The following is a 15,295-nucleotide window of genomic DNA, read 5'->3' as shown; positions in this document are numbered from 1 at the left end:
AACTGCGGTGGCCGGGGTGCTCGATCGGGTCGCCGCGGCGGTGCGGGACGGCGCGGTCGTGCTCGTTACGCCGCCGGGCACCGGCAAGACGACGCGCGTACCGCCGGCGCTCGCGGACGGTATCGAAGGCGGATCGTGGCGGCCGAGCCGCGGCGAATCGCGGCCCGCGCCGACCTTGTGACCCCCAGCCATAGATGGCGGTTCCCAGATCTCCCCGGACGAACGCATATGAAGTATCGTCGAGCGATTCGTCTCCATGGTTGGAGGTTGGGTGGACGTCGCCATCAGTGTGTCTGATGTCCCTGACACCGCTGCCGAGATCCGGTCGCTGTTCCGCTGGCTACAACGCGATGACGACCTGTCGGGTGCCACAGTGCGGTTGGCGCCGGCGGCGCCAGGGCCGGAGGAGATGGGCGCCACCGTGAGTGACGTGCTGGTGGCACTGGGATCTGGCGGTATGGGTGCCGTGCTGGCCAGGTCGTTGAGCGTGTGGGTCCAGCACCGCACCTCGGACGTGAAGCTCACGTTCCGCGGCAAGAATGGAACCGTTAAGCTCGACGGAAAGCGGATCAAGGATCCGGTCGCGGTCATCAAGGCGCTGCGCGAGGCCGCGGGAGAGTAACGATGGCCATGCCCGATCCGGCCAAGAGCTGGGTGTGCCTGGTCGGGGTGAGCACCTACCCCAGGGACGATAGCCTCGAGAATCTCCCCTCGGTGCCGAACAACCTCGACGCGCTTCACGAGATCCTCATCGACCCAGAGCTCGTTGGTCTACGCGACGATCACTGCGTCGTCATCCGGGAGCCCGTGAACGTCCAGGAGTTGGCGCTCCAGATCGAGGACGTCGCCAGCAGGGCGACCGACATGTTCCTGTTCTACTTCGCCGGGCACGGCCTCATCGACCCGTACTTCGACGGCCGGCTCTACCTGGCAACCTCGCATGCAGTGCACGACAAGCCGCACTTCACCTCGCTCGCCTACGATGACCTACGCCGGGCCATGCTCTCCTGCGGTGCGCGCAGCAAGGTCGTCGTGCTCGACTGCTGTTTTAGCGGGCTGGCCCACGGGACCATGAGCGGAAGTGCCGCGCAGGTCGCTGGCCAGCTCGACATTCGGGGCAGCTGCGTGCTGACCGCAACGAGGAGCAACCAGCTGGCGAAGGCGCCAGCCGGCGCCGCCTACACCGCGTACACCGGCCACCTCATCGACGTGCTCAGGAGCGGCGTGGCCGGCGGCCCAGAACTGGTCGACATCACGACGCTGCACGAGCAGTTGGTGTACCGGCTGCGCAGTGCCGGTCTGCCAGAACCGAAGATCAGCGGCAGCGACACCATCGGCCAGCTGCCGCTGATACGCAACGCTTCCTGGCGACCGGCCGGCGCCGCCGAGGACCCGGTCGATCTCGCCGATCCGGACGAGGTCTACTGGCTTGGCTGCCATCTCGAGGAGAACGGTGAGCTAGCGGCGGCCGAACGCCTTTACCGGCGAGCGGTCTCGGCCGGCAACACTGAGGCGATGCTCTTGCTGGGCGTTCTGTACGAGGATCGCCGTGACTGGGCGCGGGCCGAGCGGTGGTTCCGCGAGGCGGCGGGCCGAGGGTTGGCCCACGGGATGACCATCCTGGGCGGGTGCCTCGAGAAACAGAGAAAGCTCGGCGAAGCCGCGTCGTGGTACCGCAAGGCGGCCGCATTGGGCCAGGCGGACGCGATGATAGGGATGGGCCGGCTCGCCGAGCAGCGCGGGGTTCCCGAAGAAGCAGAACGGTGGTACCGGAAGGCCGCCGAGGCCGGTCGCGTGGACGCGATGATCGCGTTGGGCGCGGTGCTCGACCGGCAGGGCGACGAGACGGGGGCCAGTTCCTGGTACCACCGGGCGGCGGACGCAGGTCACGCTAGCGGCTGGACGTGCCTGGGGCTGATGTGTGAAGACCGAGGCCGGCAGAGCGAGGCCGACGCTTGGTTCTGCAGGGCGGCTGCTGCCCGCGAGCCCCACGCAATGATCAACCTAGGGGTTCGTGCCCTAAATAGGAACGAGCGAGCCGAGGCGCTCCGCTGGTTCCGCGAGGCCGCGGACGCCGGCAGTCCCGAAGGGATGGTTCGCCTCGGAAACGAACTTCAGCACGCCGGCGACGTGGCCGGTGCCGGGCCGTGGTTCCTCCGCGCGGCCGAACAGGGCGATGGGCAGGGCATGGCCGCCGTGGGCGACTTACACAAGAAGGCTGGTGACACGGCCGCCGCGGAGAGCTGGTACCGGAGATCCATCGAGGCTGGTTCCGGCCGCGGTGTGATCAGTCTGACGCACCTACTCTGCGAGCGGGGACAGTGGGACGAGGCCGAGCGGGTGTGCCGCGCGTCCGCCGAAGCCGGTGAGCTCGAAGGAATGGCCGCGCTGGGAGTGCTCCTCACCAGGGGCAGCAACTTGGAAGAAGCCCAATACTGGCAGGACCGGGCGCGGGCGGCGGGCTGGGTTGAACCTTCCGCCGATCGCCGTGAACCTTTGTGACCTCCCATCCGACCATGCATGAAGACGTGACCAGCTCCTCGGATGCCCGTTGATCTACCCGACCGCTTGCCCCGGTCAGACGGCGAGCACCGGAACTACCCCCTCTACCACCAGCTCGCCGACATCCCCGCTCAGGGCCGGTCAGTCCGCCGTGAGCCACGCAAGAGAGATCGGACGGGTGCAAACGTCCGGCGATGCGGTTGGCAGATGCCGAGCGCATTCAGAGCCGCGGTCCCGGACCATGCCACATCGCGGGTGAGGGCCATCCCTCGGAGTTGAGGTATGGATTGATCATGGCAGGTGGGGCGTCATCACGGACACGGCGAGCCCCCCGGATGGCCCGCGTCTTGTGCCGCATCGAGGGCGGCTCTCGGCGAGTACTCGGACGTGATCAAGGAGGAAGCCTGCCGAACGAATCACGGCGACGACTTCACCCGAGGAGCCTCATTGAACACGTACCGAGTTGCACAGGTGACCGAACCCAACGGCACGTTCGAACTCGTCGAACGAGAGATGCCACGGCCGGGTTTCGGTCAAGTGAGGATTGCCGTGGAGGCATGCGGCGTCTGCCACACGGACGCGGCTTTCGTGAGTGCCGGACTACCAGGCGTGTCGTTCCCCGAAGTGCCCGGGCACGAGGTCGCCGGGCGCATCGAGGTGCTGGGCGACGGCGTTCAAGAGCGCGGTTGGCAGGTCGGCGACCGGATCGCGGTCGGCTGGTTCGGTGGCAGTTGCGGGCACTGCAAGCCCTGCCGCCAGGGTGACTTCATCGTCTGCCGGAACCTGAAGGTCCCGGGATGGCAGTACGACGGAGGCTTCGCCGAGGTAGTGATCGTGCCCGTCGACGCCCTGGCCCGCATCCCCGATACAGTCTCGGCGATCGACGCGGGGCCCATGGCCTGCGCCGGCGTGACCGTCTTCAACGGGCTGCGGCGCAGCTCCGCCAGGCCCGGAGACATGGTCGCCGTGCTCGGCCTCGGCGGCCTAGGCCACCTCGGGGTGCAGTACGCCGCCGCGATGGGCTTCGAACCGGTGGCCATCGCGCGCGGCCCCGAGAAGGCGGACTTCGCCAAGCAGCTGGGCGCCCACCACTACATCGACAGCACCTCCGGCGCCTCGGTCGCCGAGGCCCTGCAATCCCTCGGCGGCGCCAAGGTCGTCCTGGCCACCGCCGGTAACTCGGAAGCCATCACCGCCACCGTGGACGGCCTCGCCCCCCGCGGGGAGCTCGTGGCGATCGGAGCAGACACCGCACCGCTCGGCATCAGCCCGGCCCAACTGCTCAGCAACGCCCTCGTCGTCCGAGGCCATCCGGCCGGCACCGCGCAGGACGTGGAGGACACCATGGCCTTCAGCGCCCTGCACGGCATCCGGCCGATGACCGAGACCGTACCGCTGGACCGTGTGAGCGAGGCCTACCAGAAGATGCTTGCCGGCAAGGCCCGCTTCCGGATGGTCCTGACTGTCGGCTCCTGAAGCCGCGCAATCGGTGGTCTTGGCCGAACAGCTGGGCGGGCATACGTGTCGGCAGGCCTGTGATCCTAGCGAAGGCTACCCCCGTCAAGTCGAACGTATACCGCTGCTCCACCGGGATTACAGGCAGAATTGCCAGAAGGGAGCTCGCCATGCCTACAGATGCGGAGAAGCGCAACATCGAGATCGTGCTGCAGGCGTTCGATACCCTGTTCAACGCCCGGGACTATGCTGCGGCTGAACGGTTCTGGTCGCCTGACTACCTGCAGCACAGCGCGCGAATCGCGCCCGGCCGCAACGGCCTCTTCGACCTGATCAAGTCGCTGCCTGACGCGCTGCGTTACGACAATCAAGTCGCTGCGGCCGCAGGCGACTTCGTCATCCTGCACGGGCGTTTCAGCGGTAACGGAAGCCCGGCCGCATGGGTCGCGGCCGACATTGTGCGCATGAAGGACGGGGTGCTCGTCGAGCACTGGGATGTCCTGCAGGACGAGGCGACCCAAGAGCAGTCACGCAGCGGCCTGCCGATGTTCGGCGGAACCTTCCCGGCGTGACTCATCCTGACGCCCGGAGCAATGCTCGAATCCTGTCTGACGAACGCGGCGATCGGCGTCTCGTTCGCCGCGTGCGGGGCCATCCTCGCCGTGCAGCGCCCGCGCAACGCGGTCGGCTGGCTGCTGCTCGTGGCCGGGCTGGCACCGTTGACCAGCGCCGCGCTCACGCCCACCACAGTGTTCGGCGCCGCGCACGGCTCGCCGAGGACGTCCAGGTCGCTCGGGAGCGGCTGGTCGCCGCGCGCGAGGAGGAGCGTCGCCGCCTGCACCGGGACCTGCACGACGGACTCGGGCCCGCGCTGACCGGCTTCGGGTTCAAGGCTGACGCCGAGCACAACCTGGTCGGTACCGCGCCGCAGCAGGCGGCCGCGCTGCTCGTCGAGCCCTTCCCGGAGCTGACCCCGCGGGAGCGGGAAGTCCTGGACCTCATCGCCTCCGGCCTGGCGAACACCGTCATCGCGCAACGGTTGGGGCTTGCGGCCAAGACGGTCGGCAGCCACATCTCGGCCGGCACCAGCGAGGCCGCGAACTCCGACCGGGCCCGCGCCGTCCGCGGCCCGCCGCCGAGCACGAGCGTGTGGTCGTAGTGCCCCTCGGCGGGCCGGTTGCGCCCCGCGAGCCCGAGCGCCCGCGCGGCGTCGTGCACGAGGTCGTCGATGTGGTCCGGATAGTCGACCGCGACGACCTCGCTGCGCTCGAGCCCGCCCCGGCGGTAGTCCCAGACGTCGGAGAACGCCACGAGCTGCGCGAGCGCTTCCTCGGGCGTCCCGTGCGGCGGCGTGCCGTGAAAGGCCCGCACCAGCTCGGCAACGGCCTCCGAGCGCACCTACCGGTCGACGGCGTCGCGCATCCGCGCCGCGTCGACGCCACCGACCGGCCATTCAGGCAGAGCGATCTCCTCGAACGTCATCGGCCCATCGAACCGACCCCCACCGCCAGGGTCAAATCCGGCGCATACAGAGGCGGGCGAAGGACCGGACCAGGGGGCCGGCGGCCGGGTCCCAGGCCACGACCAGGCGGCTCGGGGGCATATCCGTCAGCGGTACCGTGGCCAGCCCGTCCGGCATCGCGTGGTACAGCGGCGTCAGGCCGATGTCATGGAGGGCCTGGCGGCGCAGCGCCCGTCGGTCGTCGTGCCCGGCCACGGCGCGATCGGCGGCGTCGGCGTGCTCGAGGAGGTCCGCGACTACCTGCGCATCCTGCGCGACGAGACCTGGAAGCGCCGCGACTCGGCGCTGGACGAGGCGACGATCGTCGAGGAGGTCCGCGCCGCGATGATCGAGCGCCGCCCCGACTGGGAGGGTCGCGAGTGGATCGAGCGCGGCGTCGCCTGCCTGTGCGCGGAGCACGCCGGCTGAACGCTGGCGCGTGTCTACTAGCGTCGATGGCGTGGATGATCGAAAACCCCGCGGCGAACTTCCCCGACGTCGACGTCGAGGAGGGCCGCTGCTGACGCGCCGGCAACGGCCGGCCGGGCGGGCGCCGATGCGCCCGCCCGGCACCGCAGACCGGACGTCAGTCCACCAGCGCGCCGCCGGACAGGTTGACGACCGTTCCGGTCATGGCTCCGGCGCGCTCCGATGCCAGGAACGCGGCCGTCTCGGCGATCTCGGAGAGCGTCGGCAGCCTCTTCAGGAGCGTCCCCTGCGCCAGGCCGCCTTCGAGGAACTCCTGGACCGAATGCCCGGCCGCCGCCGCGGTCGGCCGGAAGAGGTCGTTGGTGTAGGAGCCCGCCGCCGGCGCGTCGACAACGGCGTGCGGGCGGATGCCGACGACCCGGACGTTGCCGGGCGCCAGCTCCGCGGCCAGCAGGCGCGAGAACGCCTCCTTGCCGGCCGAGCTCACGCCGTGCCCCAGGATGCCGCCGATGGCCAGCTTGGCGCCCGGCTCGGACAACGTCAGGATGACGCCGGGGCGCTCGCGACCCATGTGCCGCGCCACGGCCTTGCTGGTGATGAACAACGCCCGCAGGAAGCCGTCGATCGGCCGCATGAACTCCTCGAGCGAGAGCTCCCCCAGCAAGGTCCCCTGGTCGTGCATGACGCTCACGGCGTTGAGGGCGATGTCGATGCCGCCGGCGGTCGCCGCGACCGCCTCGGCGTGCCGCTCGACCTCCAACTGATCGAGAACGTCGACCTCCGCGGTCTCGACCGTTCCGCCCGCGGCGGCGATGTCGCGCGCCACCGCGTCGAGCTTCGCCTGCGTCCGGCCGGCGATGAAGACCCTCGCCCCCTCCCGGGCGAACACCCGCGCGACGGCGCCGCCGATCGCGCCCCCGCCTCCGTAGATCACTGCGTTCTTCTTCTCGAGCAGCACGTTTCCTCCAGGTGATGGATGTTCCGGATGACTACGCCGGCTCGTGGGCCACGTCCGCCGCCACGGCGGGCTCGGTCGCGTCCGCCGTGGCCGGAGGCTTCAGGAAGCTGGTGGCCCAGGCGGCCACGATGGAGATCGCCGCGATGACCAGGCCGGTGATCACCGTCGCCGAGGCGGTGGAGGTGCCGATCGCCACGCCGCCGGCGAACGAGCCCAGCGCGATGCCCACGTTGGCGGCGGAGGCGGGCAGCGAGGACGCCAGCTGCCCGCCCGGGCCGGCCAGGCTCACCACGCGGTACTGCATCGAGGGCACCATGCCCATGGCGAACAGGCCGAACGCCAGCAGCGCCACCGCCACGAGCGCGGCGATCGTGCCCACGAGGTAGAGCGCCAGCAGGGAGGCCGCCACACCGATGGAGCCGACGATGAGGGTGCGCGCGGCGTTCCGATCGGCGAACCGGCCGCCGGCGAACGAGCCCACCGCGGTGGCCACGCCGTAGGCCAGCAGGAACAGGCTGATCAGCGCGCCGGAGATGCCGGTGACGCTCTGCAGGAACGGCACGATGTACGTGAGTGCCGAGTACACCGCCGCGAACGCCGCGACGTTCACGACCAGTGCGGCGAGGACCTGCGGCGCGAACGCGTACTTCGCCTGGCTGCCCGCGCCGCCACCGGTGCTGGGCATGGACGGGACCAGCATCAGCGTGGCAACGAGCGCCACCGCGCCGAGCGCGGCGATCGCGGTGAACGACCCGCGCCAGCCCAGCACCTGGCCGACCAGGGTGCCCAGCGGCACGCCCAGAGCGGTCGACACGAACAGGCCGGAGACGACCACGGAGATCGCCCGGCCCATGCGTTGCGGCGGGACGATCGACATCGCCAGCACGAACCCGACGGCGACGAACAGGCCGTGCAGCGCTCCGATGACGCAACGCACCGCGATGAACAGGCCGAAGCTGGTGCTCAGCACCGGGACCAGGGTGCAGACGACGACGAGGACGACCGTGCCGACCAGGATCGTCCGCTTGTTCAGCCTGATCGTCAGTGCGGTCAGGACCGGGCCGCCGATGGCCAGGCCCAACGCGTAGGCGGTCACCAGCAAGCCGGCCGCTCGGATGGAGACCCGAAGGTCGTCGGCGATCAGGTTCAGCAGGCCGACGACGAGCAGTTCGCCGCTGCCCAGCACGAACATGCCCAGGAACAGCGCGGCCAATGCGAGGTTCGTCCTGCCTCGACTCAGCGCTACCGGCTGAGTGCTCAACTGCATCATGTCGAAAACAGAACCATAGTCGGTTGTAAAAAACAACCACGCTTCATGGTGGTTTAGGATCGTGTCGGACGAGGGGAGTGGTCGTGCCAACCAGGCGTAGCTATCGGGACTCATGCGGCATCGCCCGGGCCCTCGACGTCGTCGGCGAGCGATGGGCCCTGCTGGTCGTCCGCGAGCTGCTGTTCGTGCCGCAACGCTTCTCGGAGCTGCGACGCGCTCTGCCCCACGTCAGCTCAAACCTGCTGGCCGACCGGCTCCGGGAGCTCGAGCACAACGGGGTGATCCGCCGTGCGCCCGCCCCGGCCGAGGGCCCGCAGGCCTACGAACTGACCGAGTGGGGCCGGAAGCTGCGGCCGATCCTGCTGGCCCTGGGCGACTGGGGCATCGACGCGCCGGAGCCCCCGCCGCCGGCCTCGCTCAGCGCCACGTCCGTGCTGGCCTTCCTGCTGGGCGCCGCCCGCCCCGACCCCGCGGCGCCGCCGATGACCTGCCGCCTCGAGCTCGACGGCCGGGTGTGGACGCTCCGCCTGGCGTCCGGGCGGGCCGAGGTGGAGCCCGGTGAACCCGCAACGGCGGCCGTCTCACTCCGCACGGAGCCCAAGACGTTCAGCGCCCTGCTGGGCGATCCGTCCACCCTCGAGAGCGCATGCGCCGACGGCAGCGTCACCGTCGTGGGCGATCTGTCGGCCATCGGCCGACTGCTACACGCGGTCAGCGACCCGTGGCCCGCCTAGCCTAGGGCCGATCGACGTCTCCTACGTGCCGCCGGAACTCGTACAACCCCACCTGCGCCGCCGCCGCACCGCCGACCGCGCCGCAGCAGACCGGGGATGACCGAGCGCCTCGACGCGCGAGCGTTCAACCGCGCTACCCTGGCCCGCCAGTTCCTTCTCGAGCGCACCGACGCGTCCGTGCACGACGCGGTCGGCCACCTGTGCGGGTTGCAGGCGCAGGAACCGCAGGAACCTTTCGTCGGGCCGTGGTCGCGGGTGAGCGGCTTTGACCCTTCGGAACTCTCGCGGCTGCTCGAGCAGCGCGCCGTGGTGCGGCTGCACCTGATGCGCCGCACCGTGCACCTGGCCACCGCCGAGGACGCCCGGCACCTACAACTCCGGGATGACCCGGCCAGCACGTTGCATCCGGGGATGGATGTCCGCGGGCCCGCCCGGGCGCCAGACTTCCAGCCATGATCAGTGAACATAGCGAGGACGGCGCGGGGCAAGTCATCGTGCGTCTGGACGACGTCCGTAAGGACTACGGCGATACCACGGCGCTCGACGGCGTGTCGCTGGAGATCCACGCAGGGGAGGCGGTGGCCGTGATGGGCCCCTCCGGGTGCGGCAAGTCCACCCTACTCAACATGGTCGCCGCCCTGGACCGCCCGACTGCCGGGACGGTCGTTGTGGGCGGCGAGGACCTGGGCCGGCTGAACGAGACCGGCCGGGCGCTGTTCCGGCGCCGGCGGATCGGCATGGTCTTCCAGTTCTTCAACCTGCTCGACGACCTGCCCGCCCTGGACAACGTCGCGCTGGCCGCGCAACTGGTGGGCACCCCGGCCCGGCAGGCCCGCGCCCGCGCGCTGGAACTGCTCGACGAGCTCGGCATCGCCGACCGGCGGAACATCTACCCGGCGGCGCTCAGCGGCGGCGAACGGCAGCGGGTCGCCGTCGCCCGGGCCCTGATGAACCGCCCGGCGCTGCTGCTCGCCGACGAACCGACCGGCGCGCTGGACAGCCGCGCCGGCGAGCAGGTGATGGACCTGCTGCTCGACCTCAACCAGATCGGCCAGACGCTGCTGATGGTGACGCACGACGAGCGGCTGGCCACCCGGTGCGCCAGCCGCCTCATCGAGGTCGTCGACGGCCGGGTGGCGCGCGAGCGCAGCCTGGAGCGTACGCCGTGAGCGCCGTGTGGCGGGCCGCGCGGGCCGCCGTGCGCCGCCGCCGGCTCCAGACTGGCGTGATCGGCGTCGTCGTCGCCCTCTCCACCGTGATGATCGTGGTGGCCCTCGGGCTGCTGGCGGAGTCGTCCGGCCCGTTCGACCGGGCCTACGACCGGCAGAGCGGCGCGCACCTGGTGGCCGCATTCGACCGTGCCAAGGCGCCCGACGCGCAGCTCACCGATTTGGCCCGGCGGGCCGGGGTGTCGGCCGCGGCCGGGCCGTTCGGCCAGGTCGCCCTCGACGTCACGCTCGACCCCGGACGACCGCCGCTGTCCCTCACCGTGGTCGGACGCGACGACCCCGGTGGCCCGGTCGACCGCCTGAACGTGTGGCAGGGTCGATGGCCGACCAAGCTCGGCGAGATCGTGCTCAACGAAAACCCGGCCAACTTCGGGCCCACCCGGGTCGGCACGGCGCTCGCCGTGTCCGGAGGTCGCTCGCTGACCGTCGTGGGCTTCGCCTACTCGGTGAGCGAGTCGGCCGGAGCCTGGGTCACCCCCGAGCAGATGTCCGACCTGCACCCGACCACCACTCAGATGCTCTACCGCTTCGCCCACGCCGCCACCGATGCCCAGATGACCTCGGCCACCACCGCCGTGACGGCCGGATTGCCGCCGGAGACGCTGCTCGGCTCCCGGTCCTACCTCGCGCTGCGGACCAAGGCCGCCGCCGCAACGAACACCTTCGTTCCGTTCCTGATGGTCTTCGGCTGTCTCGCCCTCGCTGTGGCGGTACTGATCGTCGCCAACGTGGTCAGCGGGGCGGTGGTGGCCGGGTTCCGGCACATCGGGGTGCTCAAGGCGCTCGGCTTCACTCCCGCCCAGGTGCTGACCGTCTATCTCACGATGGTGCTCGTCCCGGCGTTGACCGGCTGCGTGCTCGGCACCGTCCTGGGCAACCTGGCGGCCCGGTCGTTGCTGACCAGCGCGTTCAAGAACTACGGGAGCGGCGGCATCGGCGTCGCCGGCTGGGTGGACGCGGCAACCCTGGTCGGGGTCCCGGCCGTGGTCGCCCTGTCGGCCCTGCTGCCGGCGCTGCGGGCCCGCAGCCTGTCGGCGACCGAGGCGATCAGCGCGGGCAGCGCCCCGCACTCCGGCCGCGGCCTACGGATCCAGCGGTGGCTTGCCGGCACCAGGCTGCCCCGGGCGGCCAGCCTCGGTCTTGGCATACCGTTCGCCCGGCCGGCCCGCAGCGCCCTCACCATGGCCGCCGTCGTGCTGGGCGTGGCGAGCGTGACCTTTGCGATCGGCCTCGCGAGCACCGTGACCACCTATCAGACGGCGCAGGGCCGGTCGGCCTGGGTGCAGGTCCAGGTGTTCGCCGGCCCTAACCCGGGCACCCCGCGCGCGCCGAAGCTGACCGACACCGAGGTCGAGTCGATGCTGCGCTCGCTGCCCGGGGCGGCGCATGTAACGGCCGCCGCGGACGTCATGGTACGGCCGGTGGGCAGCACCGAGACGTTCCTGGCCCGGTTCTACCGCGGCGACACGACCAGTCTGGGCTACGAGATGGTGGACGGGCACTGGCCGGCGGGCCCGGGCGAGGTGGTCGTCTCAGAGAGGTTCCTGCGCCAGCGCGGGTTCGCCGTTGGCGAAACCTTCACCGTGGACGCGGATGGCCGACAGCAGACGGTACGCATCGTCGGGAAGGTCCTGATGAACTCCGCCAACATGATGCTGTCCAACTGGGAGACGCTGGCACTGGTGGCGCCGGGCACCCGGGCCGACAGCTATGAGGTGGGACTCGAGCACGGCGCCGACACGACGGCCTTCTTGACCGCGGTCAAGGCGGGCGACCCGGGGTTGAACGCCGTCCCCGCGAACGACGCCGACTCGTTCATCGCCGTCATGTTCGTCATCGTCACCGTGCTGACGCTGATGCTCGGCACGGTCGCGGCGCTCGGCGTTTTCAACACGGTCGTACTCAACACCCGGGAACGGCACCGGGACCTGGGCATGCTCAAGTCGATCGGGATGACGCCCCGCCAGGTGGTGCTGATGATGGTGACCTCGATGTCGGCGCTCGGCGCTGCCGGCGGCCTGCTCGGTATCCCCCTCGGGGTCGTCATACACCGTCTCGCCCTGCCGGCCATGGCGCACGCGGCCCAGCTCGTCTTCCCGGACCGGATGCTGCACGTCTACCACCTGCCGGTGCTGGCGCTGCTGGCACTGGCCGGCATCGGCATCGCGGCGTTCGGCGCGTTCCTCCCGGCCCGGTCGGCGGCGCGCCTCACCATCGCGGAGGCGCTGCACAACGAGTGACGATCAGGCCGGGACCAGCCCCGGGGGCAGGGCGGCCAGCACGGGCCGGTCGCCCGCCCGGGCCAGCTCGTACTCCGTGATGCCGAGGCCGGCCAGCAGGAAGCGGTCGGTGAGGTCGCGCACCGCAGCGGCAGCCGCTCCGGCGTCGCTCCCTCCGCCTCGGGTGTTCCGACCGACGCGGACACCTCCGGGTCGAGCGCCACGACCATCCTTCCCCGCCGCATCGACCACGAGTAGTTCGACAAACTTCCGATCAGTTCGTTGTACCGCTCCACGGCTCAGGTCACCGACGTGAACATCAGCGCGAGTGCTAGACCACGCAGAACTCGTTGCCCTCCGGATCGCCCATGAGCACGGCGTAGTGCTCGGGCTCGGTGGACTCGTTGACCCGGACGATGGTGGCGCCGCTCGCGACCAGCTCGGCCGCCTTCGCGTCGACGCGGCGGCGGCGCTCCGGCAGCGGTACAGCCTGCCCGCCGCCGACTTTGAGATCGAGGTGTAGGCGATTCTTCACCGACTTGCCCTCTGGCACGACCTGGAACCAGATCGCCGGTCCCCGGCCCGTCGGGTCGACCAGGCGGTCGACGGCGTCCCCGCCGCCGAGCTCCGCCTCCGGCACGCCGATGCTCAGGTAGTACTCCCGCCAGGAGGCGTGCCCGGCCGGCGGTTCGGCCGGGACGTAGCCCAGCGCCCGGGCCCAGAACGGCACGAGCCGGTCGGGGTCGGCACAGTCGATCGCGAGCTGCCATTCGGTGGTCACGGTGCCACGGTAGCGGAGCCGTCCGGCGCGGAAGGTGACAGTGGGACCGGTGTGCCCGGCAGTAAGTCTCCTCTGGGTGGTGCCAGGCACTCGCCACATACGTTGCGCCGGTGTTCCGGGCTGGCCGTTCGGCGTCGGCTCAGAGTTGGCCGCTGGTCGGCATGCACCATTGGCCTGTTCCTGAGCGGCGGGGACAAACAGGGCGGAAAAGGGTTGCGCTTGACCGGTCATCAAAGTCGGTCAAATAATCGATCTGGGCTCGCCGCCGTGACGCCGCCACCTGCACGGCAGGTTCGATGGCCCGGGAGGCATCCATGCGCCACGTCCTGTCCACCCCCATCGATCTTCCAACTCCCGCTGCGTCGCCCGCCTCGGGTCGGGTGCGCCGCAGCCTGCTCACCCTCGCAGTCACCGCGGCGACCGTGCTCACCGCGTCGCTGCTGCCGCCGACTCCGCAGGCAGCGGCCGCGGCCGGGTGCATCTCCACGGCGGACTGCCTGGCGAAGATGACGCTCGCCGAGAAGGCCGGCCAGATGACCCAGGTCGCCAACTCCTACGTCAGCAACAAGAACGACATCGCCACCTACGGCCTGGGCTCGGTGCTCAGCGGCGGTGGCGGCGGCCCCAACGGAGCGGGCGGGACCGCGACGCAGTGGGCCGACATGGTCGACGACTACCAGAGCTACGCGCTCAAGAGCCGGCTCGGCATCCCGCTCATCTATGGCGTTGACGCCGTGCACGGGCACAACAACGTGCAGGGCGCGGTGCTGTTCCCGCACCACATCGGCATGGGCGCTACCCGCGACGCCGCGCTGGTCCAGCAGGTCGAGGACGTCACCCGCCAGGAGGTTCTCGGCACGGGGATCCACTGGACGTTCGCGCCGTGCGTCTGTGTGCCGCGCGACGATCGCTGGGGCCGCACCTACGAGGGGTACGGCGAGGATCCATCGGTCGTCGGCCCGCTCGCACAGGCCGCGGTCGCCGGTTTCCAGGGTCCGTCGCTCGGCACGAACTCGGTGCTGGCCACCGCCAAGCATTTCATCGCCGACGGCGGCACCACGTTTGGCACCGGCTCCAGCGGCTACCTCATCGACCAGGGCGACGCTCGCATCAGCGAGACCGAACTGCGCGCGGTGCACCTGCCGCCGTACACCAGCGCGGTCAACGGTGGTGCCGGCTCGGTGATGATCTCGTACAGCAGCTGGAACGGCGTGAAGGACCACGGCAACGCCCACCTCATCACCGACATCCTCAAGGGTGAGCTGGGCTTCAAGGGCTTTGTGGTCAGCGACTGGGCCGGCGTCAAGCAGCTGTCGGACGCCACGTATGCCGACCAGGTCGCTCACGCGGTCAACGCCGGCATCGACATGATCATGGTGCCGGACGACTACGTCGGCACGATCAACGCGATCGTCAACGGCGTGAACAGCGGCAAGATCCCGCTGGCGCGGGTCAACGACGCCGTCACCCGCATCCTCAACGCCAAGTTCGCACTCGACCTGTTCAACCACCCGTACACCGACCGCACGTACACGGCGCAGGTCGGGTCGGCCGCGCACCGGGCGGTGGCCCGCCAGGCGGTGCGCGAGTCGCTGGTCCTGCTCAAGAACAACGGCGCGCTGCCGCTGTCGAAGACCGGCACGTACAAGATCGTGGTGGGCGGCAAGTCAGTCGACAACCTCGGCTACCAGCTCGGCGGGTGGTCGATCAGTTGGCAAGGCGGCAGCGGCGCCACGACGACCGGGACCACGTTCTGGCAGGCGCTGCAGCAGGCGACCGCGGGCACCGGCATCACGGTACAGAACGTCGGTACGCGCACCAAGGGCCCCTACACTGCGGACGTCGGCATCTGGGTCGGCGGTGAGACGCCGTACGCCGAGGGCAAGGGCGACTCGTCGACGCTCGCGTTCGGCAGCGACAACAGCAGCCAGTTGAGCGACATCTGCTCTCGGGTCACGGTCTGCATCGCGATCCTGTACTCGGGCCGGCCGCTGGTCATCAAGGACCAGCTGCCGAAGGTGGGCGCGTTCGTGGCCGGTTGGCTGCCCGGCACCGAGGCGCAGGGCATCACCGACGTGCTCTTCGGTTCCGGTTTCATCGGCAAGTTGCCGGTCAGTTGGCCCAACGCCGTCACCGACGAGCCGATCAACAGCGGTGACGGCAAGACGCCGCTGTTCCCCCTCGGGTACGGGCTGACGCCGTACTGATCGGGCCGCA

15 protein-coding genes are annotated in these 15,295 nt (G+C 70.3%); 12 read left to right on the top strand and 3 right to left on the bottom strand.

Annotation, left to right across the window (positions count from 1 at the left end; genetic code table 11):
- The first annotated feature begins 7 nt into the window (after window positions 1–7).
- The 7 genes from ACGFI8_RS42935 to ACGFI8_RS42905 all read left to right on the top strand — a co-directional run bounded on the left by ACGFI8_RS42935 (window position 8) and on the right by ACGFI8_RS42905 (window position 5,887).
- Window positions 8–181, top strand: a complete 174-nt coding sequence (locus ACGFI8_RS42935) for a hypothetical protein (RefSeq protein WP_392813574.1) — start codon at window positions 8–10, stop codon at window positions 179–181.
- Window positions 182–271: 90 nt separating this feature from the next.
- Window positions 272–622 carry a hypothetical protein gene (locus ACGFI8_RS42930; protein ID WP_392813573.1) on the top strand — a complete coding sequence of 117 codons (351 nt, stop codon included), beginning with the start codon at window positions 272–274 and terminating at the stop codon, window positions 620–622.
- Between the two features lie 2 nt (window positions 623–624).
- On the top strand, window positions 625–2,502 hold the full coding sequence (locus ACGFI8_RS42925; RefSeq protein ID WP_392813571.1) for a tetratricopeptide repeat protein: 1,878 nt from the start codon (window positions 625–627) through the stop codon (window positions 2,500–2,502).
- A gap of 513 nt (window positions 2,503–3,015) precedes the next feature.
- The gene (locus ACGFI8_RS42920) at window positions 3,016–3,978 is read left to right on the top strand and encodes an alcohol dehydrogenase catalytic domain-containing protein (RefSeq protein WP_392813606.1); all 963 of its coding nucleotides are present in this window, start codon (window positions 3,016–3,018) and stop codon (window positions 3,976–3,978) included.
- 149 nt (window positions 3,979–4,127) lie between these two features.
- Entirely contained in the window at window positions 4,128–4,529 is a 402-nt protein-coding gene (locus tag ACGFI8_RS42915) for a nuclear transport factor 2 family protein (RefSeq protein WP_392813569.1), read from the top strand.
- 71 nt (window positions 4,530–4,600) lie between these two features.
- The gene (locus ACGFI8_RS42910) at window positions 4,601–5,116 is read left to right on the top strand and encodes a LuxR C-terminal-related transcriptional regulator (RefSeq protein WP_392813567.1); all 516 of its coding nucleotides are present in this window, start codon (window positions 4,601–4,603) and stop codon (window positions 5,114–5,116) included.
- A gap of 510 nt (window positions 5,117–5,626) precedes the next feature.
- Window positions 5,627–5,887, top strand: coding sequence for a hypothetical protein (locus ACGFI8_RS42905; protein WP_392813566.1), 261 nt, complete (start codon window positions 5,627–5,629; stop codon window positions 5,885–5,887).
- A 157-nt stretch (window positions 5,888–6,044) separates the two neighbouring features.
- Here the strand turns inward: ACGFI8_RS42905 and ACGFI8_RS42900 are convergent, their stop codons facing one another.
- Together ACGFI8_RS42900 and ACGFI8_RS42895 are read right to left on the bottom strand one after the other, a co-directional pair.
- Window positions 6,045–6,845: an SDR family NAD(P)-dependent oxidoreductase gene (locus ACGFI8_RS42900; protein WP_392813564.1), complete on the bottom strand. Its 801-nt coding sequence runs from the start codon at window positions 6,843–6,845 to the stop codon at window positions 6,045–6,047.
- Window positions 6,846–6,876: 31 nt separating this feature from the next.
- The gene (locus ACGFI8_RS42895; protein ID WP_392813562.1) at window positions 6,877–8,058 is read right to left on the bottom strand and encodes an MFS transporter; all 1,182 of its coding nucleotides are present in this window, start codon (window positions 8,056–8,058) and stop codon (window positions 6,877–6,879) included.
- A 140-nt stretch (window positions 8,059–8,198) separates the two neighbouring features.
- On the opposite strand from ACGFI8_RS42895, the gene ACGFI8_RS42890 reads away from it, so the two are divergent.
- From ACGFI8_RS42890 to ACGFI8_RS42875, 4 genes are all read left to right on the top strand, one after another.
- Window positions 8,199–8,849, top strand: coding sequence for a winged helix-turn-helix transcriptional regulator (locus tag ACGFI8_RS42890; protein WP_392813560.1), 651 nt, complete (start codon window positions 8,199–8,201; stop codon window positions 8,847–8,849).
- 96 nt (window positions 8,850–8,945) lie between these two features.
- Window positions 8,946–9,305 carry a DNA glycosylase AlkZ-like family protein gene (locus tag ACGFI8_RS42885; RefSeq protein WP_392813558.1) on the top strand — a complete coding sequence of 120 codons (360 nt, stop codon included), beginning with the start codon at window positions 8,946–8,948 and terminating at the stop codon, window positions 9,303–9,305.
- The gene (locus tag ACGFI8_RS42880) at window positions 9,302–10,018 is read left to right on the top strand and encodes an ABC transporter ATP-binding protein (protein WP_392813557.1); all 717 of its coding nucleotides are present in this window, start codon (window positions 9,302–9,304) and stop codon (window positions 10,016–10,018) included. The genes ACGFI8_RS42885 and ACGFI8_RS42880 overlap by 4 nt, the downstream gene beginning before the upstream one ends.
- Window positions 10,015–12,318, top strand: coding sequence for an FtsX-like permease family protein (locus ACGFI8_RS42875; RefSeq protein WP_392813556.1), 2,304 nt, complete (start codon window positions 10,015–10,017; stop codon window positions 12,316–12,318). Before ACGFI8_RS42880 ends, ACGFI8_RS42875 begins: the two co-directional genes overlap by 4 nt.
- 310 nt (window positions 12,319–12,628) lie before the next feature.
- Here ACGFI8_RS42875 and ACGFI8_RS42870 read toward each other — a convergent pair whose 3' ends face one another.
- Entirely contained in the window at window positions 12,629–13,078 is a 450-nt protein-coding gene (locus tag ACGFI8_RS42870; RefSeq protein WP_392813554.1) for a VOC family protein, read from the bottom strand.
- Between the two features lie 314 nt (window positions 13,079–13,392).
- On the opposite strand from ACGFI8_RS42870, the gene ACGFI8_RS42865 reads away from it, so the two are divergent.
- The gene (locus ACGFI8_RS42865) at window positions 13,393–15,285 is read left to right on the top strand and encodes a glycoside hydrolase family 3 protein (RefSeq protein ID WP_392813553.1); all 1,893 of its coding nucleotides are present in this window, start codon (window positions 13,393–13,395) and stop codon (window positions 15,283–15,285) included.
- Window positions 15,286–15,295: the final 10 nt, after the last annotated feature.

This window comes from Dactylosporangium sp. NPDC048998 (assembly GCF_043197855.1).
GTDB lineage: Bacteria > Actinomycetota > Actinomycetes > Mycobacteriales > Micromonosporaceae > Dactylosporangium.
The sequence above is the reverse complement of the archived record's forward strand: the minus strand, read 5'-3'. Positions and strand labels throughout refer to the sequence as shown.